The following is a 21,236-nucleotide window of genomic DNA, read 5'->3' as shown; positions in this document are numbered from 1 at the left end:
AACGGGCCCGCATGCCCCCGGGCGCGAACACCGCCCCCCGCGGGGTTCTGAGGGGGCGGCGGCGCAGCAATGCGCCGCCGCTACCCGACCCGCCGTGCGCAGCGAGGGCATCGCTGAGCAGTTCCGCCGGAAGGCGTATGTACCGCTGACCCGCGGCGACACGACGTACTTCCGGATTGCTGGAGCCTTCGCCGACGGCACAACCGCCGTCATGATTCACGGCGCGGGATCCTACGGCAATACACGGTGAAGCTCGAAGGTCGCTCCCACCGCTGAGCGCCACACGCTCTCACGTTCGCTGCCCTCGGCAACCGCGCCGAGGCCCGCGCTGCCAAGGCCGCGGCCCTCGGCGGCGGTGGTACCGCGCAGTCACATGCCGCCACACTCTTCCCTGAAGACTGTCGGATGGACGTGATGAGCCGATGTGACGAAGAGGTCGTGGGCGAGCCGAACGGGCCGCAGCGGCTGGTCGGCCAGCTGCGGGCCGGGCTGCGCGCGGCGACCGGTGGACTGCCCGACGACGTTTCGGCGGTTCCATGCGGATGCCCGGTCAAAGCGGATGCCGGGTCGAAGCAGACCCGGTTCAACGTCGCCGCTGGGTCCGCGTCGCCCGTACGGCCAAGGCCGTGCACAGTGCGGCCAGCGGCAATTCCGCGCACGCCGCCATCGCCACGGCCGACGTCAGGTCGCTGGGCGTGGCCGCGGTCATGGTGTCGAACCACGCGTCGACCACCAGCAGAGTCGCGGTCGCCGCGGCCACCGGCGCGTTCGGGTGTCGGCCCCGTAGGGCCGGTACCCCGGTCGCGATCAGGCCGAGGGCCTCCAGGGTGTCCAGGCCGGCCCAGGCGTAGGACCAGTGCGCTGCGGTGGCCGTCGCAGGCAGGGTGGTTGCCAGCACGTACAGCCAGGGCAGCAGGGCCAGCCCGCAGCCGACCAGTGTGCAGCCGAGTCGCCGCAGGGTCCGAAAGCCGGCCACTCCGGGCGCGGACCTGCCCTCGGCCATAGCGGGGACGGCCGCGACACGGTCCCGGGCCTCGGTGCCGCCGGCGATGCTGTGGACACGCAACTTCCTTGTGACTGTGGGCGATACTTGGGTGCTCATGTCGTCGTGCTCCTCGTTGGGCGGACTCTCCTTCACGCCGTCCAGCCTGTTCCGCGGACCCTGCCGCGGTCGGTCACGCAGGGTGCCGACTTGGGGTGGAGAAAACTCCACCCCCGATGCGGGTACAGCTGTCATGGCCCCACTGCGTTCCGGGGTCTTACTGTCGGGCCATGCCCATCACCACCCTGCCGATGACGTTCCTGCGGCGACTGTTCCAGGGAGCGGGACGCTCGACCGCCTTTCTGGCGGCGGGCCTGCCACCGCACGTCATCGTGATAGCCCTGTGGATTTGGCTGGTGGGCTTGGTGCTGCAGGCGCCCGCGGTCACCCCCGTACCGGTTGTGCTCCTGATCGTCTCGACCGGCGTTCTGACGGCCGTGCAGCACTGGCGCTACCGAGCACTGCGCGGCCCGGGCACGCTCCGGGCCCTGTCGCGGGCGGGGCGGCCCGGGCTTCGGCACCCGATCCGCTGGCTGCGCTCACCGGACTCCTGGCGGCAGATCGCCTACCACGGCGTCGCGGGCCCTCTCCTCGTCCCGGTGGAGGCCGCCGTGCTCGTCCTGTGGGCCGCGGGCTTTACGGCAGCGACCATCTATGTGTGGGTCTGGGCGCTGCCTTCGGAGCTGCGGCTGGCCCAGTTCGGTTACGCCACGCAGGCCGCGTACGTCACTGCGGGTGGCCTCGCCGTGGTGACGGCCATGCCGTGGCTGACTGGCCACGTCGCCCTGCTGGAGGCCAAAGTGGCCAACTTCCTGCTGGGCCAGTCCCGCTCCGCGGAACTGCGGCGCCGGGTCGAGGACCTCACCGAGAGCCGCGCCGGCGTCGTCGACGCGGCGGACGCGGAGCGGCGCCGCATCGAACGCGACCTGCACGACGGCGCTCAGCAGCGTCTGGTGTCACTGGCGGTGAACCTCGGCATCGCCAAGGTCACGCTCACCGACCTCCCCGAGGAAGCGCGCAAGGTGATCGACGACGCCCACAACGAGGCGAAGCAGGCGATCGCCGAGCTGAACGACCTGGTGCGCGGGCTGCACCCGGCCGTCCTCGACGACCGGGGTCTCGACGCCGCCCTCTCAGGCATCGCCGCCCGCGCGCCCATCCCCGTACGGCTCTCGGTGAACCTCACGTCGCGCCCACCGGCCACGGCCGAGGCCGTCGCCTACTTCACGGTCTCCGAAGCCCTGACGAACGTGGTCAAACACGCCCGGGCATCGAGGGCGGACGTCACCGTCGAGCGGAACGGCGAGACACTGGTGGTCGTGATCGCCGACGACGGAGTGGGCGGCGCGGGGCCGTCCCGCGGCACCGGACTGGCGGGCCTCGCCAAACGCGTCGCATCCGTCGACGGCACATTCGCCTGCCACAGCCCCCTCGGGGGCCCGACCGTCATCACCGTGGAGCTGCCGTGCGTGCCGTGATCGCCGAGGATTCCGTTCTGCTGAGGATGGGAGTGGCCAAGGTGCTGGAGATGGCCGGCTTCGAGGTGGCCGCCCAGGTGGCCGACGCGGAGACCCTGCTCGCGGCGGTCGACGAGCTGCGGCCGGACATCGCCGTGGTGGACGTGCGCATGCCGCCCGGCTTCACCGACGAGGGTGTGCGCGCCGCCCTGGTGATCCGTCGGCAGTGGCCCGACACGGCCGTGCTGCTTCTGTCGCAGTACGTGGAAGAGCGGTACGCCACCGACCTGCTCTCCGCCAACACCTCGAAGATCGGCTATCTGCTCAAGCAACGGGTCGCCGACGTCGAGGAGTTCGCGGAGTCCCTGCGCCGGGTCGCGGCCGGTGGCACGGCGCTCGATCCGCAAGTCGTCTCCCAGCTCCTCGTCCGCCGCCACAGCGGTCCCCTCGACCGCCTCACCCAGCGGGAGCACGAGGTCCTGGAACTCATGGCGAGCGGGCGATCCAACGCGGGCATCGCAGCAGGTCTGGTGATCAGCGAAAGCGCGGTTGCCAAGCACATCAACAGCATCTTCACCAAACTGGACCTGCCCAAGGCCGACGCCGACCACCGCAGGGTGCTGGCCGTGCTCCACTTCCTCGACCTGGTGTGAGGGGGACCAGGGTCCGTCTTCAAGGATCACCTGGTGGTGGACCTTGGTAGATCATGGTGGAGCGATACGCCGTCATGAACTCACCGACCAGGAGCGGGAGTCACTCGCTCCACTGATGCCCCGGGTAGCCACCGTCCGGCCTCGGGCGGAGGACCAGCAGGTCATCAACTGGATGGTCTACGAGACCCCGAGCGGGCCACCGCTTCTGCGACTGATCGCACGCGCGGTGAGCCCATCAGCTGGTTTACGACGGTGTTCACCCCCGGCTCGGCAGGCGCGCCCACCCCGCGTCGCTGCCGTCATATGTCGTCTCAGTGTGTGGCGAGCCGTGCGATCGTCCCGATCTCGAGAGCGGTCCACATTGCGCCGTCCGGTCCTTGGGCGATGCCGTGCGGCTCGGAGGACGGGCTGGGGAGATCGTATTCGTCGATACGGCCGTCGAGGGTGACCCGTCCGATGCGGTTGGCTCCCCACTCGGTGAACCAGCAGTTCCCGTCGGCGCCGGCAGCGATGGCGTGCGGGCGTGACGTGGGGTCGGGCAGGGCGAATTCGTTGATCTTCCCGTCCGGGGTGATCCGGCCGACCTGGCCGGTTCCGATCTCGACGAACCACAGGGCGCCGTCGATGCCGGCTGTGATGCCGACAGGGGCGCTGGCAGGCGTCGGCAACGAATGGACGGTGACGGCGCCGTCGCTTCCGATAGCACCAATCGCGTTCGCCTGATTCATCGTGAACCACAGCCGGTCGTCCGGGCCGGCGGCGATGGCTGACGGGAAGGCTCCCGCGATCGGAAGGGGAAACTCGGTGACGTGACCGTCGGTCGTGATGCGGCCGACGCGGTCGGCGTTGGCTTCGGTGAACCACAGCGCGTCATCAGGGCCCGCCACGATCCCGAACGGCCCGGCATCCGAAGTCGGCAGCGGGAACGAGGCGACGTCTCCGGCCGCGGTGATGCGGCCGATGCGGTGGCTGCGGAACTCGGTGAACCACAGTGCGTCATCGGGCCCCGCTGCGATGATCGACGGCCCGCTGGAAGCCGGTTCGAGCGGGTAGGAGGTGTTGTCGCCGTCGGGTGTGACCCGGCCGATCCGTCCGTGATGGACCATGGTGAACCACAATGCGCCGTCTGGTCCGGCAACGATTCCATAGGGCCCGGCCTCGCGGTCGGAAACGGAGAACTCCGTGATGGAAACGGTCGGACGACGCGGCATGGGTGGGTTCCTTGGATGGCGAACGGAAGAAGTGCGACTGCGGATGCTAGCCCGAGAGCGGCCCCCATGCTCCTGGATATTCTGCCGGCCATGGCAGCCTCGGTGCGGACACTGATTTGGCTGAAGCGGTCCACCCGCAGGCTGAACAGCCGCCCCATCTCGAAGGGTTCGCCCGGCAACGGCTGCGGCAGCAGCCGTTCGATGGCGAAGTACTTGCTCACCGGCCGCGGCCGGGAGCCGATCCGGCGCCGCTCGTCCTCGTTCATCCCACTGCTCGATCGTCACGTTCAGCTTGGCGAGGGAGGCGCCTCCGGGACGTTCTCTGTACTAAAGCGGGTCCGGACGTCTTGCCTGTAACTGCTGGGGGCAGGGGCCGGCCGAATTGGCTTGTCCCATGAACACGGTTCGCCCTAAGGTCAGATGACTTCGACGAGACGTTCCCCAGAAGCACGCCGCAGAGCGGGAGCGTCCCACCCGCTGAGGTGCCGGAGGGGCGGCAGCAGTCTTTGTCGACCCTTCTTTTCGGAGGTCTCCCTCATGAACGTCGGTATCGGCCTGCCCATCGGCGACCCGACCACCCTTCTCACCTGGGCCCAGCGCGCCGACGCCGGGCCCTTCAGCACACTCGGCCTGCTGGACCGGCTCGTTTACGACAACCCCGAACCCCTGGTCGCGCTCGCCGTCCTCGCAGGCGCTACCTCCCGCATCCGCGTCCAGACCGAGGTGCTGCTCGCCCCGCTGCGCGATACCGCCCTCCTCGCCAAGCAGGCCGCCACCTTGGACCGGATGGCCGGTGGCCGCCTGGTCCTCGGCCTGGGCATCGGCGGCCGGGACGACGACCACCAGGCCACGGGCACCGACAAGCGCAGCCGAGGCCGACGCCTCGACGAGCAGATGGCAGTGATGCGCCGCCTCTGGTCCGGCGGGCCGTACGGCGACGGCGTCGGCCCGATCGGCCCCGCGCCGGCCCGACTCGGCGGCCCCGAGGTGCTCTTCGGTGGATTCAAGCCCGCCGCGCTCGAACGCGTTGCTCGCTGGGGGGACGGCTTCCTCGCCGCCGCGGCGCCCTCGTGGGCAGGCGGCCTGTTCGACACCGTCCGCACCTTCTGGAAGGAGTACGGCCGCGACGGCGAACCGCGCATTGTCGCGCAGGTCAACGTCGCCCTCGGCCCTCAAGACGTGATCGACGAAGCCCAGGCCAACATGCACGCGTACTACACCTTCACTGGCATGGCCGACCGGATGGTCGCCGGATTGCTCGCCACGCCCACCGAGGTCGGCGATGCGATCGCCCGCTTCGCCGACCTCGGCGCCGACGAGGTCATGCTCTACTGCTACGGCCTCGACGCGAGCCAGGTAGATCGCCTCGCCGATGCCCTGTGAGGGCTTAAGGGCGCAATAATCGGGCGGTCGCCGGGCTGGTGTCGACGGGTGTCATGCGGAACTGTCCTGGTGGTGGTGGCGGTCGGTGGTGACGTGCTGGCCGGCGACATTCGGGAAGGCGGGCATGCCGAGGTCGACGGCTTCGGTTCGGCTGGCGATGAGGTTGTCGAGCTGGGCGAGCTTGGCGTTCACTGCGGCGAGGCTGACTTTGAGGCCCTCGGCTTCGCCGCCCCAACCTTCGCGTTCGGCTTCGGTGATGCGGGCGATGAGGTTGTCGCGGATGTCGGCCAGGCGGGGCCGCTGACCAGGGTCGGCCCGTAGGAGCGGGCATCTGACGCGGCTGTGCTCGTGGATGCAGCTGGTGCCGTAGGCTCGCCCGCAGTCGCCGAGCGCGACCTTGCGGCGTTCGAAGTGGCCGAGGAACTCCTCCCACTCCTGCTCGGTGGGGCTGCGGTATTCCTCGCTGGGACGCAGTTCCCGGCGGCGGGCGATGAAAGCGCGGTGCCCGTTGATGGCTTCCTCGGGATGGACCGCCTTGGATCCCATGGTCGTGTTGATGTCGCGGTGGCCCAGGACCAGTTGGGCGATGTGGGGCGGCATGCCGTTCATGACGGCGTCGGTCGTGAAGATTCTTCGGAAGTCGTGCGGGGGGCGAAGTGCAGCGGTCGTCCCGGTGTGTCGGTGAGCCCGGTTGCGGCGAGCGCGTCCTGGAGGAGGGTGCGGATGCCGTCGATGGGGATCGGCCTGTCCTCCAGGCCGATCTTGCGCTGGAACAGCACTGGAACAGCAGGGGCGCGGGCGGGTTCCAGACCTTCTCGTGATGGTCGTAGACGATCACGAGGGGGACACTGCCGTCGGCGGTGCGGATCCGGCAGATGATCGCGGCGAGCACGTCGGCGAGTTCCGGGGAGACCACCAGGAGCCGTTCCTCGTCGGTCTTGGAGGGCTCGATCTGCAGCAGCGGCACGAGTTCGCCGGTGCTCGGCAGCCGTTATTGGACCAGGCTGTAGTGCGAGAGCTCGCTCAGCTCCTCGATCCGTATAACGGTCATGCGCAGGACCTCGACCGTGGCCCAGCCCCAGAAGGCGTTGCTCTCCTCCCGGGCCCGGTTCCGGCGTCGGCCGGTTTCGGGTTCCTCGGCCCAGATGTGGGGCGAGGGCCGCTTCAGGCTCGCGCGCCGCAGCGTCTGACCGTCGGCGGTGAACATCTCGCCGGGGTGGATGCGCCCGGCTGCTTCCAGACGGGCGGCGGCTTTGCGGTTCCCATCGACGGCTGCGACCAGGACCGGGAGGACGGGGAGGCGTTCGCGGGTGCGCTGGTCCATCCGGGCTTTGCGGCGGGACTTCATCTTGTGGTGCTGGATGTCGTCGACGCGGACCGGGCGGGGGACCGCCCACGGGCCCCAGCGGGAAGGTTCGTCCAGTGCCCACTGCGCGAGGTCCAGATAGAAGACCCGTACCGTCATCAGGGTGTCGGAGGCCGCGGCCCGTTCCACCGTGGTCTCCACGACGTCGCCGTGCTCGTTGGTGGTGCGGACGGTCCGGGTCTGCAGGCGCCTCTTCCAGCCGGCGGCGATGTCCGGGGCCAGCCGCAGCGAGTCGACGCCGGTGTGGTGGTTCTCCAGGTCCTTCCAGAACCACAGTGCGAGCGCGGTCGCCAGGCCGGTCGGCGTGTTGTAGTCAACCGATGGCTGACGCTCCTTCAAGTAGCTCACCAGCAGGTCGCGTACGGGTCTGCAGGCGAGGTGGTAGCGGTCGATGAGCTACTCGACCGTGAGCTGACCGGGGAACATCCTGCTGAACATGCGGACCGGGGTCGGGGCATCGGCGGGGAGGACGCCGAGGGAGTGCAGCAGCTGGTAGAAGAACGGGCTGTGCCGGGTGGACGTGGCTGGCCCAGGGAAGATCTCGGTCGGCGGCGAAGCTGCTGATGCCGGGCAGGCCGGCGTCGTTGGCCTCGGTGATCCACTCGGGCAGGCAGGCCCCGGTGAGTGTGGTGAGCATCTCCGCGAACGAGTTGGTCAGCTCTGCGGCGGAGGCCAGTTCCGGGCAGCGGTCGAGTACGGCCTTGTGGTGCAGCTTCTCTTCCTCGGTCAGGATGGCGGAACGTCGGGTGAGCCAGCCGGTCACCTGCCGTGTCGATGGCGGTGGTGGGGCGGGTGTGAAGCCGTCTCGCTGGGGCAGCTCGCGCCGGATCCAGTCGCGGACGAGGGAGTAGTGGCCGCGGAAACCGCGCGCGGGGATCTCCCGGTGGAGATTGAGGACGGTCACGTTCCCGTCGGTCGCGGCCCAGCGGTCGGCCAGGGAAGGCTTGAACGGGTTGAGTTTGCTGGGGAGTTGGCGCTTGCGGCTTTTGACCATGTCCTGATGGGCTGCGAGCCAGGGGGCGAGAGTGGCGGTGTCGCGCTCGGGCAGCAGGCCGAGGACCTGGTGGGTCTCGGCGTCGATCACGACCGTTCCGTAGACGTGGCCGCGCCGGAGCGCGAAGTCGTCCAGAGACCGGCACCGGCTCGGCCGGCCAGAGCCGGCCCGATCACACTCGTCCCACTGAGCGCCGTCCGGACAGGAGGCGCCGGTGGGCGTGCACCGGGCCTCGACGCGTATCGCCTCGCCAGCCGCATGCACGGCCACGACGACGACACCGGGGACTGAAGGGAACAACAACTCCTGCAGCCGGGACAACACCTCGTTCACGGCCACCGAATGCCGGCCGCGTCACCCGTACGCGGAGCGATTTCGAGGCGACTCGCACACCAACGAATAGAAGATCGACGACTACAAGGCATCACCGGATCACGGAACTTGTGCGAGACCCCAACACAGTGCTGGCAAACATCCGACCAGATGTTGCCGTCGCGAGCCCGACAGACTCAGCTCATATGAATGGATGATGTAACCTCATGAATCTGGGTTCACATCATTGAGGTCGGGGGCAGATTCTTGAAGCCAGGACGATCCCACGCGGCGCGGTGGGGAAGCGGAGCATGCGCGGTCCTGTCGGTCGTCATCGCGAGTGGCTGCGGTACGAGCGGCGCGGTGAAGGGCGACGATGACGGCAAGAGACCGGGAACCGCGCTGGTCACCGCGCTGAGCGGAGTACAGGACATCCATCTGACGCGAGGCTGGGTCGAGTTCGGCGACGTGGCCGGGGTCCGCTCCCGGAGCGACGGCGGGTCCGGCTCGAAGCGGGACCCGCTGCTCGGGTACGGCGAGCCGAAGCTGGCCGATGCCGCGGCGCTGCTGCCAGATCTGACCGGCATCGACCCGTTCGCGGCCCGGACCGCCCTCTCGGTCGGCTATGAGCCCGACCCGGTCGGTTTCCTGTACGGATCCTTCAATACGACGGCGATCGGCTCGAAGCTGCGGAAGCTCGGGTACACGAAGCACGACCTCGCCGGCGGAGAAACGACCTGGATCATCCGCGACCACCACAAGATCGACGAGAAGGATCCGCTCGCGCAGCTGGGCATCGTCACCGCGTTGAACGTCGTACGGGTCTCACCGCAACGCATCGTCTACGCAGGAGCGAGCGCGGACATCGACCAGGCACTCACCGGCACCAAGCCGCTGGCCGACAACGAGGCCGTCGGGGGGATCGCGGACTGCCTCGGCCAGGTCGAGGCCGCACAGATCGGCCTCGACCTGAAGATCGCGGCCACGCCGCTGGGCATCGGAGTCACGGGGTCGTCCGGGACCGATGCCACTCAGGTCGTCTGCATGACGACGGCGAGCCAGGACGCGGCAGAGGCGCTCGCGTCGGCCTGGCCGGGCCGGGTGAAGTCGACGGCCTCCCGCCTGTCCGCCGAGCCCTGGTCGAACCTCCTCACCCAGCCGCGGGCCAAGGTCATCGGCGGCCCCTCCCACGTCGTACGACTGACCGCGCGGCCCACTGGTTCGACACGAGTGCTGTTCGACGCGTGGAGGAGCGAGGACCTCGGGCCGCTTCTGACCGGTGCGAAACCCGACCCCTCGACCTCGGCTCGATAGGTCCCCTGGAAACGGACCAGCCGCCGACCGCCCGACCCAGCCAACCGATATCAGCTCACATGAATGGCCATCTTCCGCCATCCATATGAGCTGATATCCTGTCTGTGCTCGTCGCCCCTCCAGAGGAAGAGAAGGTCCGTTGCGCATCCGAACAAGGACCATGTCCACGGCAGCATTGCTGGCCGTGGTCGCCCTGTCCGCTGTCACCGCATGTTCGTCCAGCGACGGTCGCGCTGTCACCGGCGGCGACAACAGCACCCCGACCGCCATCCCCCCGTCGGTCACCGCCGCAACCGCCGCTCCGACGGCCACTGTCGGTAAGGACGCGTCAACCTCGGCTGACGTGACGATCGACTCCTGCACGGTCGACGCCGTCACGAAGATCCCCAAGGCCGAACTCACGGTGACCAACCACGGCAGCGACACGGCGACCTACACCATTCGGCTCGAGTTCGTCGACGGCGGAGGGACGAGGGTGGCGGAGGGCGCCGCAATCTCGAACAGTCTGGCGGCGAACCAACAGGCGAAGGAAACGGCCAACGGGACGGCCCAGGTCACCTCAGACATCACCTGCAAACTCGCCAAGGTCCAGCGCCTCGCCGGCATGTGACCCCACGGCTCACTCCGCCGTGACCTGTGCGCGGACCCGGTCGCGGATGTCGCGCACCACACTGGAGTGGTCATCGACCACAGCACCACGGAACGCGGACAGCAGCGTCGCTCGGCAGCGAGGCGGACCCTGGTGGTCGGCCCGCCGCCCGAACGGCCCAGCCGGGCGGCTCTCAAGCCGGGGCCCGGCGCCACCGCCGGATGCGTCGCCGCTCGGCGCGTTCGGCGGCATCGGCCGGGGCGTTGCCGCAGTCCTGCGGTTTTCGTCCCTGGCCGTCACCCCCTTTTCGGCGATGGCAGCCTCCTGCAGGGCCGTCAGGACCTCCTCGCGCACCCGCATCCCGGCCGCGTCGTGATGCGCGCGTACCACTCTGGAGTCCACGCTGACCAGCGAAAAGTCCACCCGTACCCGCTGCGCCGCTTTGGCGATCAGCTCCTCCATCAGGCGCTCGAACACGCCCGCGTGCCGCCACCGCGTTACGAGCTGATGGCATACGCCGAGGCCGAAAACTTGCTCAATGCCGCGCAGCCAAGTAATTCTGAATCGACGCCGCTAGATTAATGGAAATCTTATCGTGAGCGGCGATAGTTGGATGCGTACCGTCAGTTGTCTCTGTCGCAGTATCAATCCAGCCAGACGTGTCAATGTATACTACCTTCGCGTCTCCAGCGGCATTTCTTGCGCCTACCGTTTCGGATGTCTAATTTCTATGAGCGCCATTAAATGGCGACATTGCAAAAATCACGGCGTCAGGATAGTGCGTTCTCGCATTTTCAAGGAACGTCGTATATGCGGGCTTGAAATTCGGCGCCTTTGTCCCAGTTGAAGGATCATTCGTGCCAAGATTTATCACGAGATAGTCCGGTATATATTTCGAGGTGTAGCGACTGGCATTCCGATAGTCCTTGGACAACGTTGCTCAATCACCGGACAATATTTCCTGGCTTCGATCCACTCACAGCTGCAACGGCGAGGGCACCGGCCTCCACGTCCTCGACCGCCGCCAACGTCAACGACATCACCCAGACCCACAACGTGGTCGACGGCATCCCACCCGTCGCCGGACGGCCCCTCGACTGTGACGGCGGCCCGAGTCCGTCCTGGGCGGGCAAGGCGTACGACTCAACGTCCGTGCGCCGTGAGCCGCGGCGCAGCCGGATCCTGCCGGTGGTTTCCCGTAGGGGCGCCCCGAACATCAGGGGGCTGGGCAAGCTCCGCTTTGTCGTCGAGCAGACCTTCGCCCTGCTCCGCCAGTTCAAGCGCCTGGCCGTGCGCCGGAAGCGACGCCTCGAACTCCGCGATGCTCTCGTAGAGACTCGATGGCGTAGCCGCCAGCAGGTGAGCACGTTCGTTGCCGGAAGTGCTCGAGTTCTGGGATCAGACCGTGCCCGCTGGCCGGCCGGAAGGCGATGACGGCTCATTAGGCCCGCCTGGGCATCTTCCGCGCCAGGGCATCTGCGCGGAACGTGCCCGTGCCGGTGGTCACTTCGGCCGAGCGGGCCACCGCGAGAACATATCCGATGCCGCGTTCCTCCAGAGCCGTGCGCAGTTTCGGGTTGGCGCCGTAGACCTGGTCACCGGTGACCCAGCCCACGTGGTCGACCTCGTCATAGCCAAGTCGGATCGGAGTCGGGGCTGTAGGGGTGGTGTCGCGGACTCCGTCCGGCTATAGCGCAGGCCGTGCAGGACGGTCACGTGGTTGCGGGCCCGGAGCAGGCCGATCCGTTCACGGCCGTGCCACGCGAACTTGGCGACCGCGGCCTCGACGCGTGCCCCGGTTCCAGTACAGTTCCCGCTGTCAAGCGGCGCTGCGGCAGGCCCCTAAAATTATGGGGGCCTGCCGCGGGACGAGCTGTCAGGTCAGTCGGCTGTACCTACCAGTCCTGGCCTGCTACCAGCTGGAGCCGCAGTCCCGCATCTGGGACGAGCCCTTGTAGAGGCAGACCATCACTGTCGGATGTTTGGCGTTGTACACGGGAGCGGTGGTCAGTTCAGTACTCTTCCCTTCTCCTGCCACGCTTCCCAGCTTGAAGTAGTTTCGCTCGCCGGTGGCACAGTCGGTGTAGGCGAGCCAGGCGATGGCGCCACTGCCATCAGCGTCCTCGTCTGTGAGTTTTCCTCTGGTGACCCAGAGCCTGGAGCACTTGGAGAAGTCATCGGAACTCGTGTTGAGAGTTCCCTGCCCCCATGCTCCGTGGTACCAGCCGCCATCCGTTGACCACAGGGCGAACGAACGGGAGTACGCCTGTGCCGCTGTGGCTGTGATGAAGATCGCGGCGATTGCCACCCCGAGCGCTGCGATCACTTGAGCAATTCGCTTCATTGCTGTGCCTCCTCATCAGGTCTCGCAGTCGATCCACTTGCCGCCGTCCTGTGACGTCCTGCAGAGCAGGAACCGAGGAAGCTTGGCGTTGTAGACGGGGCTCGTACTGAGACGGACCGCGCCGCCGTAGTGAGCTTCACCGATCGCCTGGTGCTTGATCTTGCCGGTGGCGCAGTCCGTGTACATGAGGTACGCGATGGTTCCGTACCCGTCGCCTGCGCCGTTGTCCTGCAGGACCGAGGCATACGTGCTGTTCACCTTCGCGTAGGAGCAACCCGTGTTGGATGACGAGCCGTGCGAGATGTAACCGGTCACAGAGCCCCATCCCGCATAGATTTCGTTCTTCCACGTGCCGGCACTCGCTGGAGACGCCTGCATCACCACTGCTGTCACGGCAACAGCACACGGCAGGAGCGCTTTCTTCAGCCAGGTTGACCGTGCCACCCGCGACACCTCCTCTTCTTCGTCAGCGGCATCTTTCTGAGTGGCCGCGCTACGGAGTTAGCGGTCCCGAGCCTGCTGGCACACGCTGGGCCATTGCAATGAAGAACAGTTGTCCCGGACAGGACGCGCCTTGTCCGGGCTGGTCACAGCCTTGCCCATGGTCTGTCCCGGACAAGCACCGCGCGCTACGTGTGTGGGGTCCTTGTCGGGTGTGCACGGTGCGCCGACGCCAGTAGTCGACCGTGCCCGCCCGTGCCGGGGCAAGCCGGACCACCTCGAGGAACAGTTCATATATCCATGGACGGAATGAAGGCGGGGCCTGTTTCACCCGCCGGAATGGTGCAAGAAGCCAGCCGAGCCTTGGAGGTTCACAAGGGTGTCGGCTCGGCGGACGAACGGCCCCAGGCGATGCGTGCGCCCGCGCGCACCGCGTCGACCCGTACTTCCATCAACTGCGGTAATGACTCCGCCAGTTCAACGTCACAGACGTTCAGCTTGCCCGAACGCGGGACGTCACCGCCTGGAACCACTCATTGGATCAATGCCTGCGAAATCCTGGAAGTCTCATCGGCAGGACACTCCCGGCGGGTCGACAGGCCGCTGATGTGATCACGTGGCTCACGCAGCGCGCCCGGGCCCCTGTCGGCCCGGGCGCAATCTCGCATCTGCTCGCTGATCCCTGGCCTGTCTCAGCTCCGGGTTGGAGTAGTAGTCGATGGCCCAGTAGTCGATACCGGCGGCGCTGGCGAACCGGATCTCCTGGTCCATGACCTCCTGGCTGGTTCCGTCGCAGTTGACCGACTCGGTCACCACGACGCTGACGTTGTCGACATACAGATCGGTGGCCAGGGCGGGGTTGGTCTGGAAGTGGAGTTTGTCGAGTGCGGCGGGGGAACCGAGCAGCGGGGCGTGGAAGACTCTGCGTACCCCGTCGACGAAGATGTCCACCCACGGCGTGGCGCCTGCAGGCGGGGCCGGATCGACGATGACCCTGACGGAGTACCAGGTGTCGTCGGCGATGGGCTGGACGACCTCCCAGGTCCCGGAAGGGGTGCGGTACACCAGTTGCCTGCCGCCGGCGTCCTGCCGAGTGACGATGTCGACGACGGTGGCCGGTCCACCGGTCGCCAGCGCTCGGGCCCAGTTGCCGGCGACTGTCTCCTTGAAGTCCCACCGCACGGTGACAGCCCGGCTCTGGGAGGCGAACCCGCGCGACATCGTGGCCTGCCCCGACGACTCGTCGTGCAGGCGCACACACTTGCCCGCACGATCAGACACTTGCGCGACCGACACCCCGGCACCGGTCCCCGCCGCAACGCTCCAGCCGGACGGAGCGGCCCCCGTCGCCTCCGTGTCGAAGCCCTGGTCGATCAGCGCCGGCTCGTGCACGGCGATGTCGGAGTAGAACGGCAACCGGAAATGGTACTCGTCCGGAGACAGGCAGCGGTTCGACCCCATGCCGTGCCTCGTGTCCGTGCCGGTATAGGCATCCCAGCGGATCGCGCCGACCAGCGTACGAGGGGAACGCGGTTCCCCGACACCCGATGCCGCTGCCGAGGTGGCACCCGACAGACCCAACGCGGTCCCGCAGGCCACGCCCGCCGCCGCCTTGAGAACATTCCGGCGACTCGCGCCACCACCACTTGCCCCAGCATTCGAATGGCGAACAGACATGACTGACCTCCACGAATCGACACGGGAATGACACACTGATCATGGAACGGCTCACGGCCACACTCAGACACAGCACGGGTCCAGTGAGGCTCCCGTGGACTTTGCGCTACAGACATCAGCCACGCGCGGCCTCTGCGGATGGCACATGGTTGAGCAGTAGTCAGACGATCGTGCGCTGCCGGCACCGCTGGAACATCCAGCACCGCTGCCCTTCTACATGTGTTGTTCGTCGGCAGGTTGACGCTGGTTTATCTGATATGCGCCCTACGTTTACGCCCTCTGCCGCTGAGCCTGGAAGTTGCCAGCTTTATGCCGTTGCCAATTGTCGGCGACCTGTCCGCAAGCCCACAGCAGGACCATAGCCCTTGCCGGAAAGATTTCTGCCAGGGTCAGTTGGGTCGTAGTTGGACAATCTTGCCGACCTTTGATCGCGGCGTTGGCAGTGGGCGTTTGCCTCGATCTTTCGATGACTCGTCAGTTCAACTGGCGGGCCGTCATGGATACGTCGCCATGAACTGTCCGATGACGAGTGGAAGTTCGTCCGGCCGCTGATGCCCGGGCCTTTGCGTGGGCGGGGCGGGGGCCCAGGTGCGTTGGTTCCCATGCCGCCGGCCTGGCAGCGCCGTCATGAGAGGCGGAGTCCTGTTCACGGTTCCGGGCGGTGGACGCCGCGGGGGCGATAGCCGAGGAGGCGAACGTATCGCGCGATGCACGAGAGAAGCCGCTGACCATCTGCAGCAGGCAGTCGACCGGCCGGGGCGAGGCCCACATCCCGCTGCGCGGATCGGCGTACGTGAGTAGCCACCCGAGCAGGGCATCGACGGCACCGGGCCGACCGACATGGTCGTGGCCGGCTTATGCTCCCTGCACGCCTTCGCGGGCGCGGCCGCAGCAGGGTGGCAGGGCGGCAGTTGAACTCACCCGTAGCGTTACATTTCGCGCTGCGGTGGGCCCTGGGGTTCCGCTTCCCGCTGGTGGCCGCCTTGGGGCGCTCGGCGACGCACTGTTGTCACTGCGCGTCGGCCGTGCCCGCGGCGGGCGCCGCGGTTGAGGCGCGGACGATCAGTTCGGTGTCGAGGACGAGCCGACGGTGCCGATGCCGCGGGTCGGTCGCCTCGGCGATGAGCAGCTCGGTGCCGAGGCGCCCCAGCTCGCGCATCGGCTGCCGGACAGTGGTGAGGGGGATCGGCGCGCGGAGTGCGTCGGAGATGTCGTCGAAGCCGACAACGGAGAAATCACCGGGTACCGACCGCCCGCGGGACATCAGCTCGTTGATCAGGCCGAGGGCGATCACGTCGGTGGCGGCGAACACCGCAGTGACGGGGAGTTGTTCGCCGAGGATGCGCCCTGCCGCTTGCCGGCCGGCGCGGCGGCCGTCCACATGGGGTGACTCAAGGTGGACCAGGGCGGTGTCGGGGTTCAGCCCGGCGCGTCGGCAGGCAGTCTGGGCTCCTTTGAGCCGATTGCTGAATTGTGGGACGGCCAGGCCGGAAGAGACGAAGGCGATGTGCCGGTGCCCCAGGTCCAGCAAATGACTCACGGCCTGGTCGCCACCCTGGACCGAGTCGACCGTGACGCCGCACAAGCCCCGGTGCTGGCGTTCGAGGAGCACCACGGCCATGCCGCGCTCCCGGAGTGAGACGAGCCGGCGTCGGTCGGAGGCGACAGGGGAGATCAGTGCACCCAGCACCCGCTGTTCCTCCAGCACCTGAAGGTACTGGCGTTCCTTGCGGGACTCGGCGTCGGAGTTGCACAGGATGACCAGTCGGCCCGCGGAGTTCGCCGCGTCCTCGGCACCCCGGGTGACCTCGGTGAAGAACGGATTGGCGACGTCGACGACGACCAAGCCGATGGTGCGGGCGATGCTGCGGCCCGCGCGCGTGGTGGCCGCGCTCACGTTGCGCACATAGCCCAGATCCTGGATCGCGGCCTCGATGCGGCGCCGCTTGTCGGGTGTCACCCTGTCGGGCGCGTTGAGCAGGTTGCTCACTGTCCCCACAGCTACCCCGGCAACGCGGGCGACATCCTTGATCGTCACCCGACTCGGGGCCGGGGGGAACTTCTCAGCGTGCACGCGTCACTCAACCTTGCTTCTCATCGCTTCTCATCGGGGGCCGTGCACAAACCCTTGACGGCCCATATCCAGCTCTCTACGGTAACGGGCATTGAATCGTTCCAATCTTGATACCCCGCTTCACCTGCAATGAAGAGGACTCTACATGCCCGAAATCGCGAGTCGCCGCCGTCTGCGCGGGCTCATCGTCGTAGTGTCCGCGGCCCTCGTGCTGACCGCGTGTGGCGGGGCGAACGGCTCCCGCGGGATGGTCAAGGGCGGCAGTGGTTCATACACCGCGGCCGATGTGGCCAAGGCGACGGGGACCTACAAGGTCCGTTCGCTGTACGCGGTGCCCAAGACGCACGAGAAGTACCGGCTGGCATTCATCAACCCCTCCACCAGCTTCCCGTTCTTCGCGAGCTGGTCGCAGGGAATGAAGGCCGCGGCGAAGTTCTACGGGGTGGACCTGATGGAGGCCGACCTTTCCTTCAAGTACGACCAGGCGCAGTCGAAGTACGACGACCTTGCCGTCAAGCAACCGGACCTCATCGGCGGTGGCGGCAGCAGCCTGAACGCCCCGACGGTCGCCGCCGCCAACCGCGACGACACCCCGGTCCTGCTCATCGACGGCGCGATGAAGGGCGCCAAGGACTTCGGAATCAATGACCGGAAGGTCGGCGAACTCGCCGTCGAGCAGCTCACTGGCCCGGTCAAGGAGAAGCAGAAGAGCGCCTGGAAGGGTAAGCACCTGATCGTCGCCGGCATCAGCGCGGGGAACTGCCCGCCGTGCGACGCCCGCGTCAATGCTTCCTTCGCCAAGGCGCGGGCGGAGTGGGGCGTATCCACATCCGACACCTTCCGCCTGGTCCCGCCGGGGACCGACCCGACCGTGGCGGCGCAGGACACCTTCACCGACTTCCTCACCGCGCACCCCGACGATGTGGTCGCCGTCGTCAGCTACGGCGACGAGCCCGTGGTGGGGGCGCTGAACGCGGCCAAGTCCGGCAAACGCAACCAGGACGTCCTTGCCGTGGCCAACGGCGGCGACCCGGCCGCCCGGCACGCGCTGCGCGACCGGGCGAACAAGGACATGCTGATCAGCGCAATCGACTACCAGCCCTATGCCGAGGGCTGGAACTGGGTCGAGGCGGCGATCGCCACCCTGCGCGACGACGACTTCGCCGAGTACCAGGTCAACCGCGTGCTGACGGCCGACAACGTCGACAAGTACTACCCGAACGACGCCCGCGCCAAGTAGTTGCCGGCGCGCGGATCCCGAAGGGACAGGGATGACAACGACACAGAAGAACGCGGGGCTGGCGCCCCCCGCAGCCGGGGATGGGGGCGGCACGGCGAAGTCAGCGGAATCTGAGCAACGGCGCCGCCCCTGGGCCGCCCTCGCCCTGGACCTCGGGATCTACCTGGCGCTACTCGCCCTGGTGAGCTACTTCTCGGTGAGTTCCGAGTTCTTTCTCACCGAGCGGAACCTGCTGAACATCGGCCAGGCGATCGCCGTCACCGGCATCCTCGCGGCCGGCATGACGGTCGCCCTGATCGCGGGTCAGCTCGATCTGACGATCGGCGCGACGCAGGGACTCACCTCGGTCATGACCGCGACCGCCCTCCAGACCTGGGGGCTGGGCATCTGGGCCTCCCTCGCCGTGGGTCTGCTCGTCGGATTCGCCGTCGGCGCCGTGAACGCCACCCTCGTCGTCGGGATCGGCCTCAACTCGATCATCGCCACGCTCGCGGTGAGCGTTGCCGTGTACGGGCTGTCGCTGCAGCTCACCGGCGGGGAGAACGTCGTGGTCACCGACACCACCCTGCAGGGCGCGGTCAACGCCCGGCCGCTCGGGCTCCCGGCCCCCCTCATCGTCATGATCGTGCTGTACGCGGCGCTGTACGTGGTCCTGACCTACACACGGTTCGGCTACCACATCTACGCCACCGGCGGAAACGAGACCGCGGCTCAGCGCACGGGTATCCGGGTGCGTCCGCTCTACGTCGCGGTGCTCGTCCTGTGCGCGGTCCTGGCCGGCATCACCGGCATCATCAGCACCGGGCGCGCCGGTTCGGGCGGACCGACCTTCGGCCAGGGAGCGGAGTTCGACGTCCTGGCGGCGGTACTCCTGGGCGGCATCGGCCTGGGCGGCGGCGCCGGACGTATTCAGCGAACGCTGGCCGGTGTGCTGCTGATCGGCGTACTCAACAACGGCCTCACTCTCCTTGACGTCGACTCCTACACCCAAAAGCTCGTCCGCGGGCTGGTGTTCGTGCTTGCCGTCGTGCTCGGTGCGATCGCAGAGAGGAGGAGCCGCCGATGACGACCGCAGCCGACGGCCAGTCCACCACGGTGTTGCGCACCAGCGACCTCAGTAAGAGCTTCGGCCATGTCAGCGCCCTCACCGGGGTCTCGTTCGACCTCAAAAGGGGCGAAGTACTGGCCGTCGTCGGCGACAACGGCGCCGGCAAGTCGACACTGATCAAGCTCCTCTCCGGCGCCTACGACCCCGATCCCGGGGGCTCGATCGAGGTGGACGGCGTCAAGCGGCGCTTCAAAGGCCCGCTCGACGCGTCGGAAGCCGGCATCGCCACCGTCTATCAGGACCTGGCGCTGGTGGACACCCGGGACGTCGCCTCGAACCTGTTCCTGGGCCGAGAGCCCCGCCGCGGCCCCTTCGTCGACCGCAAGACGATGATTGCCAAGTCGGAGGAGGTCCTGCGTGACTTCACCTTCCGGCTTCCCAGCGTCCGAGTCCCGGTCAGCCTGCTCTCGGGCGGCCAGCGCCAGACGGTCGCCATCGCCCGCGTCCTGCTTCAGGGCGCTCACATCGTGATCATGGACGAGCCCACGGCAGCTCTCGGAGTACAGGAGTCCGAGCGGGTACTCACACTGATCCGGGATCTGCGCGACCGGGGAACGAGCGTCATCGTCGTCAGCCACAACCTCCAGCAGGTGTGGAGAACCGCAGACCGGATCATGGTGCTGCGGCTGGGGAGGGTCGCCGGAATCCGGCACACCGCCGACTCCTCGGTCGATGAAGTGGTCCGTCTCATCGTCCACGGCGGAGCAACCGATGCCGACTGACCTGCTTGCCTACTACTTCCCGCAGTACCACGCCGACCGGCGCAACGACCTCCTCGTACGCAGCGAATGGACCGAGTGGGAGGTGCTCCGCGCAGCCGGGCCGCACTTTCCCGGCCACCACTGGCCGCGCAGCCCCATGTGGGGTGCTGCCGACGAGGCGGACCCGGCCGTCGGCCGCCGCAAGGTCGAGGCGGCGCGAGCCGCCGGGCTCGACGGCTTCGTCCTCGACTGGTACTGGTACGACGACGGGCCGTACCTGAACCGGTTCTTGGACGAGGCGCTGGTTCCGGCGCTGGACAACGGCGACTTCCGGTTCGCGCTCATGTGGGCCAACCACCCCTGGCTCCACCTGTACCCGGCGACCGCGCCGGCCGCGAACGGCGGTCCAAGCGCCACCCCACCCACGTGGTTCCACGCCCCTACCAGTACGTACGCCTTCGAACGGGCCACACAGCACGTCATCGACCGCTATCTGACCCACCCGGCGTACTGGCGCATCGACGGTCGTGTCTACTTTTCCGTCTACGACCTCCCGGACCTGCTCCAGGCCCAAGGGGGAGTGGCGGCCACCCGCGCCCTGCTGGACGGCTTCCGGGACCGGGCCGCTGCCGCAGGAGTCGACCTCCACCTGAACCTCGTCTCGTCACGGTTCGTCGACGACCGGCTGGACCTCCTCACTGCGCTCGGCGCGGACAGCACCACCCACTACACGTGGTGGCACCACGACGACCACGGCTTCGACCGCTTCCCGGCCACGCCGTACGCGCACGTCGCGGCCAAGGCCGCGATGTCCTGGCCGCACTACCTGCGCCAGGAGCCGGTTCCCTACCTGCCCAACGTCACAGTGGGCTGGGACCCGAGCCCGCGCACGGAACCCTGGCTCCATGACCGGGACCACAGCTACCCGTACACCGGTATCACCACCGACCGTTCCCCTGAGATCTTCGGCACCGCCCTGCGCGAGGCGATCGAGGTCGCCGAGCGCGCCGGAGCACCGGCCGTGCTGATCAACGCGTGGAACGAGTGGACCGAGGACAGCTACCTCGAACCCGACGACCGCTTCGGCACCGCTTACCTCGACACCCTCGCCCAGATCACGCGCGAGCGCAGTACCCGGTCCGCGTCTCGCACCTGATCAACCCTCGACACCCCGTGCCGCACCCGGTACGGCGGAGGTGTGCCTGCAACGGTGTATCTGCACCGCATGTGAATCGATTCACAGAGAGAACTTCGGCAGCACTCCCTGGACCGAGGGGCTCTCCCTGCCCGGCGCCGCGCAGATGGGCCATCTGAGGTTCTTCTTCACCGC

The 21,236-nt window shown here is 67.7% G+C and carries 22 protein-coding genes and 1 pseudogene; 10 read left to right on the top strand and 13 right to left on the bottom strand.

Annotation, left to right across the window (positions count from 1 at the left end; all coding sequences use genetic code 11):
• The first annotated feature begins 94 nt into the window (after nt 1-94).
• On the top strand, nt 95-250 hold the full coding sequence (locus ACWEKM_RS13520) for a hypothetical protein (RefSeq protein WP_451621326.1): 156 nt from the start codon (nt 95-97) through the stop codon (nt 248-250).
• Nucleotides 251-583: 333 nt separating this feature from the next.
• Here the strand turns inward: ACWEKM_RS13520 and ACWEKM_RS13515 are convergent, their stop codons facing one another.
• Nucleotides 584-1,102, bottom strand: a complete 519-nt coding sequence (locus tag ACWEKM_RS13515) for a hypothetical protein (RefSeq protein ID WP_451621325.1) — start codon at nt 1,100-1,102, stop codon at nt 584-586.
• 170 nt (nt 1,103-1,272) lie between these two features.
• Between ACWEKM_RS13515 and ACWEKM_RS13510 the strand changes: the two genes are divergently transcribed.
• Both ACWEKM_RS13510 and ACWEKM_RS13505 read left to right on the top strand, forming a co-directional pair.
• Nucleotides 1,273-2,520 carry a histidine kinase gene (locus ACWEKM_RS13510; RefSeq protein WP_451621324.1) on the top strand — a complete coding sequence of 416 codons (1,248 nt, stop codon included), beginning with the start codon at nt 1,273-1,275 and terminating at the stop codon, nt 2,518-2,520.
• Nucleotides 2,508-3,152: a response regulator transcription factor gene (locus tag ACWEKM_RS13505; RefSeq protein WP_451621323.1), complete on the top strand. Its 645-nt coding sequence runs from the start codon at nt 2,508-2,510 to the stop codon at nt 3,150-3,152. The genes ACWEKM_RS13510 and ACWEKM_RS13505 overlap by 13 nt, the downstream gene beginning before the upstream one ends.
• A gap of 311 nt (nt 3,153-3,463) precedes the next feature.
• Here ACWEKM_RS13505 and ACWEKM_RS13500 read toward each other — a convergent pair whose 3' ends face one another.
• Nucleotides 3,464-4,363: a Vgb family protein gene (locus ACWEKM_RS13500; RefSeq protein WP_451621329.1), complete on the bottom strand. Its 900-nt coding sequence runs from the start codon at nt 4,361-4,363 to the stop codon at nt 3,464-3,466.
• Nucleotides 4,364-4,900: 537 nt separating this feature from the next.
• On the opposite strand from ACWEKM_RS13500, the gene ACWEKM_RS13495 reads away from it, so the two are divergent.
• A complete protein-coding gene (locus ACWEKM_RS13495; protein WP_451621322.1) occupies nt 4,901-5,746 on the top strand; it encodes an LLM class flavin-dependent oxidoreductase in 846 nt (281 codons plus the stop codon).
• 51 nt (nt 5,747-5,797) lie between these two features.
• Here the strand turns inward: ACWEKM_RS13495 and ACWEKM_RS13490 are convergent, their stop codons facing one another.
• The 4 genes from ACWEKM_RS13490 to ACWEKM_RS13475 form a co-directional block, all read right to left on the bottom strand.
• On the bottom strand, nt 5,798-6,355 hold the full coding sequence (locus tag ACWEKM_RS13490; RefSeq protein WP_451621321.1) for an integrase: 558 nt from the start codon (nt 6,353-6,355) through the stop codon (nt 5,798-5,800).
• A complete protein-coding gene (locus tag ACWEKM_RS13485) occupies nt 6,352-6,525 on the bottom strand; it encodes a hypothetical protein (RefSeq protein WP_451621320.1) in 174 nt (57 codons plus the stop codon). The genes ACWEKM_RS13490 and ACWEKM_RS13485 overlap by 4 nt, the downstream gene beginning before the upstream one ends.
• Nucleotides 6,526-6,737: 212 nt before the next feature.
• Nucleotides 6,738-7,460, bottom strand: coding sequence for a hypothetical protein (locus ACWEKM_RS13480; RefSeq protein ID WP_451621319.1), 723 nt, complete (start codon nt 7,458-7,460; stop codon nt 6,738-6,740).
• Nucleotides 7,426-8,196, bottom strand: coding sequence for a hypothetical protein (locus ACWEKM_RS13475; protein ID WP_451621318.1), 771 nt, complete (start codon nt 8,194-8,196; stop codon nt 7,426-7,428). Before ACWEKM_RS13475 ends, ACWEKM_RS13480 begins: the two co-directional genes overlap by 35 nt.
• 585 nt (nt 8,197-8,781) lie before the next feature.
• Between ACWEKM_RS13475 and ACWEKM_RS13470 the strand changes: the two genes are divergently transcribed.
• Both ACWEKM_RS13470 and ACWEKM_RS13465 read left to right on the top strand, forming a co-directional pair.
• Nucleotides 8,782-9,732 carry a hypothetical protein gene (locus ACWEKM_RS13470; protein WP_451621317.1) on the top strand — a complete coding sequence of 317 codons (951 nt, stop codon included), beginning with the start codon at nt 8,782-8,784 and terminating at the stop codon, nt 9,730-9,732.
• A 184-nt stretch (nt 9,733-9,916) separates the two neighbouring features.
• Nucleotides 9,917-10,342, top strand: a complete 426-nt coding sequence (locus ACWEKM_RS13465; protein ID WP_451621316.1) for a hypothetical protein — start codon at nt 9,917-9,919, stop codon at nt 10,340-10,342.
• A 9-nt stretch (nt 10,343-10,351) separates the two neighbouring features.
• On the opposite strand, the gene ACWEKM_RS13460 is transcribed toward ACWEKM_RS13465, so the two are convergent.
• From ACWEKM_RS13460 to ACWEKM_RS13430, 7 genes and pseudogenes are all read right to left on the bottom strand, one after another.
• Nucleotides 10,352-10,798 carry a hypothetical protein gene (locus ACWEKM_RS13460; RefSeq protein WP_451621315.1) on the bottom strand — a complete coding sequence of 149 codons (447 nt, stop codon included), beginning with the start codon at nt 10,796-10,798 and terminating at the stop codon, nt 10,352-10,354.
• Nucleotides 10,799-11,042: 244 nt separating this feature from the next.
• Complete coding sequence (locus ACWEKM_RS13455; protein WP_451621314.1) at nt 11,043-11,255, bottom strand: GDSL-type esterase/lipase family protein; 213 nt, start codon at nt 11,253-11,255, stop codon at nt 11,043-11,045.
• A 510-nt stretch (nt 11,256-11,765) separates the two neighbouring features.
• Nucleotides 11,766-11,930: pseudogene (locus ACWEKM_RS13450) on the bottom strand (IS701 family transposase); the annotation flags it as partial.
• A 303-nt stretch (nt 11,931-12,233) separates the two neighbouring features.
• Nucleotides 12,234-12,665, bottom strand: coding sequence for a hypothetical protein (locus ACWEKM_RS13445; RefSeq protein ID WP_451621313.1), 432 nt, complete (start codon nt 12,663-12,665; stop codon nt 12,234-12,236).
• 15 nt (nt 12,666-12,680) lie between these two features.
• Nucleotides 12,681-12,923, bottom strand: coding sequence for a hypothetical protein (locus ACWEKM_RS13440; RefSeq protein ID WP_451621312.1), 243 nt, complete (start codon nt 12,921-12,923; stop codon nt 12,681-12,683).
• Between the two features lie 804 nt (nt 12,924-13,727).
• On the bottom strand, nt 13,728-14,522 hold the full coding sequence (locus ACWEKM_RS13435) for a hypothetical protein (RefSeq protein ID WP_451621311.1): 795 nt from the start codon (nt 14,520-14,522) through the stop codon (nt 13,728-13,730).
• Nucleotides 14,523-15,792: 1,270 nt separating this feature from the next.
• Nucleotides 15,793-16,857 (bottom strand): LacI family DNA-binding transcriptional regulator, encoded by a 1,065-nt coding sequence (locus ACWEKM_RS13430; protein WP_451621310.1) that lies wholly within the window; start codon nt 16,855-16,857, stop codon nt 15,793-15,795.
• 145 nt (nt 16,858-17,002) lie between these two features.
• Here ACWEKM_RS13430 and ACWEKM_RS13425 point away from each other — a divergent pair, with 145 nt between their 5' ends.
• The 4 genes from ACWEKM_RS13425 to ACWEKM_RS13410 are packed head-to-tail and all read left to right on the top strand — an operon-like array spanning nt 17,003 to nt 21,062.
• Entirely contained in the window at nt 17,003-18,097 is a 1,095-nt protein-coding gene (locus tag ACWEKM_RS13425; RefSeq protein ID WP_451621309.1) for a sugar ABC transporter substrate-binding protein, read from the top strand.
• 31 nt (nt 18,098-18,128) lie between these two features.
• The gene (locus tag ACWEKM_RS13420) at nt 18,129-19,163 is read left to right on the top strand and encodes an ABC transporter permease (protein ID WP_451621308.1); all 1,035 of its coding nucleotides are present in this window, start codon (nt 18,129-18,131) and stop codon (nt 19,161-19,163) included.
• Nucleotides 19,160-19,927, top strand: coding sequence for an ATP-binding cassette domain-containing protein (locus tag ACWEKM_RS13415; RefSeq protein ID WP_451621307.1), 768 nt, complete (start codon nt 19,160-19,162; stop codon nt 19,925-19,927). The genes ACWEKM_RS13420 and ACWEKM_RS13415 overlap by 4 nt, the downstream gene beginning before the upstream one ends.
• Nucleotides 19,917-21,062, top strand: coding sequence for a glycoside hydrolase family 99-like domain-containing protein (locus tag ACWEKM_RS13410; RefSeq protein WP_451621306.1), 1,146 nt, complete (start codon nt 19,917-19,919; stop codon nt 21,060-21,062). Before ACWEKM_RS13415 ends, ACWEKM_RS13410 begins: the two co-directional genes overlap by 11 nt.
• Nucleotides 21,063-21,236: the final 174 nt, after the last annotated feature.

The organism is Streptomyces sp. NPDC004752, from assembly GCF_053601275.1.
Note: the sequence above shows the minus strand (reverse complement) of the source record. Positions and strands in the feature narration are given on the sequence as shown.

Coding starts and splice junctions, on each gene's coding strand:
- ACWEKM_RS13515 (WP_451621325.1), bottom strand. CDS start 1,102: ATGAGCACCCAAGTATCGCCCACAGTCACAAGGAAGTTGCGTGTCCAC.
- ACWEKM_RS13510 (WP_451621324.1), top strand. CDS start 1,273: ATGCCCATCACCACCCTGCCGATGACGTTCCTGCGGCGACTGTTCCAG.
- ACWEKM_RS13500 (WP_451621329.1), bottom strand. CDS start 4,363: ATGCCGCGTCGTCCGACCGTTTCCATCACGGAGTTCTCCGTTTCCGAC.
- ACWEKM_RS13495 (WP_451621322.1), top strand. CDS start 4,901: ATGAACGTCGGTATCGGCCTGCCCATCGGCGACCCGACCACCCTTCTC.
- ACWEKM_RS13490 (WP_451621321.1), bottom strand. CDS start 6,355: ATGAACGGCATGCCGCCCCACATCGCCCAACTGGTCCTGGGCCACCGC.
- ACWEKM_RS13445 (WP_451621313.1), bottom strand. CDS start 12,665: ATGAAGCGAATTGCTCAAGTGATCGCAGCGCTCGGGGTGGCAATCGCC.
- ACWEKM_RS13425 (WP_451621309.1), top strand. CDS start 17,003: ATGCCCGAAATCGCGAGTCGCCGCCGTCTGCGCGGGCTCATCGTCGTA.
- ACWEKM_RS13420 (WP_451621308.1), top strand. CDS start 18,129: ATGACAACGACACAGAAGAACGCGGGGCTGGCGCCCCCCGCAGCCGGG.
- ACWEKM_RS13415 (WP_451621307.1), top strand. CDS start 19,160: ATGACGACCGCAGCCGACGGCCAGTCCACCACGGTGTTGCGCACCAGC.
- ACWEKM_RS13410 (WP_451621306.1), top strand. CDS start 19,917: ATGCCGACTGACCTGCTTGCCTACTACTTCCCGCAGTACCACGCCGAC.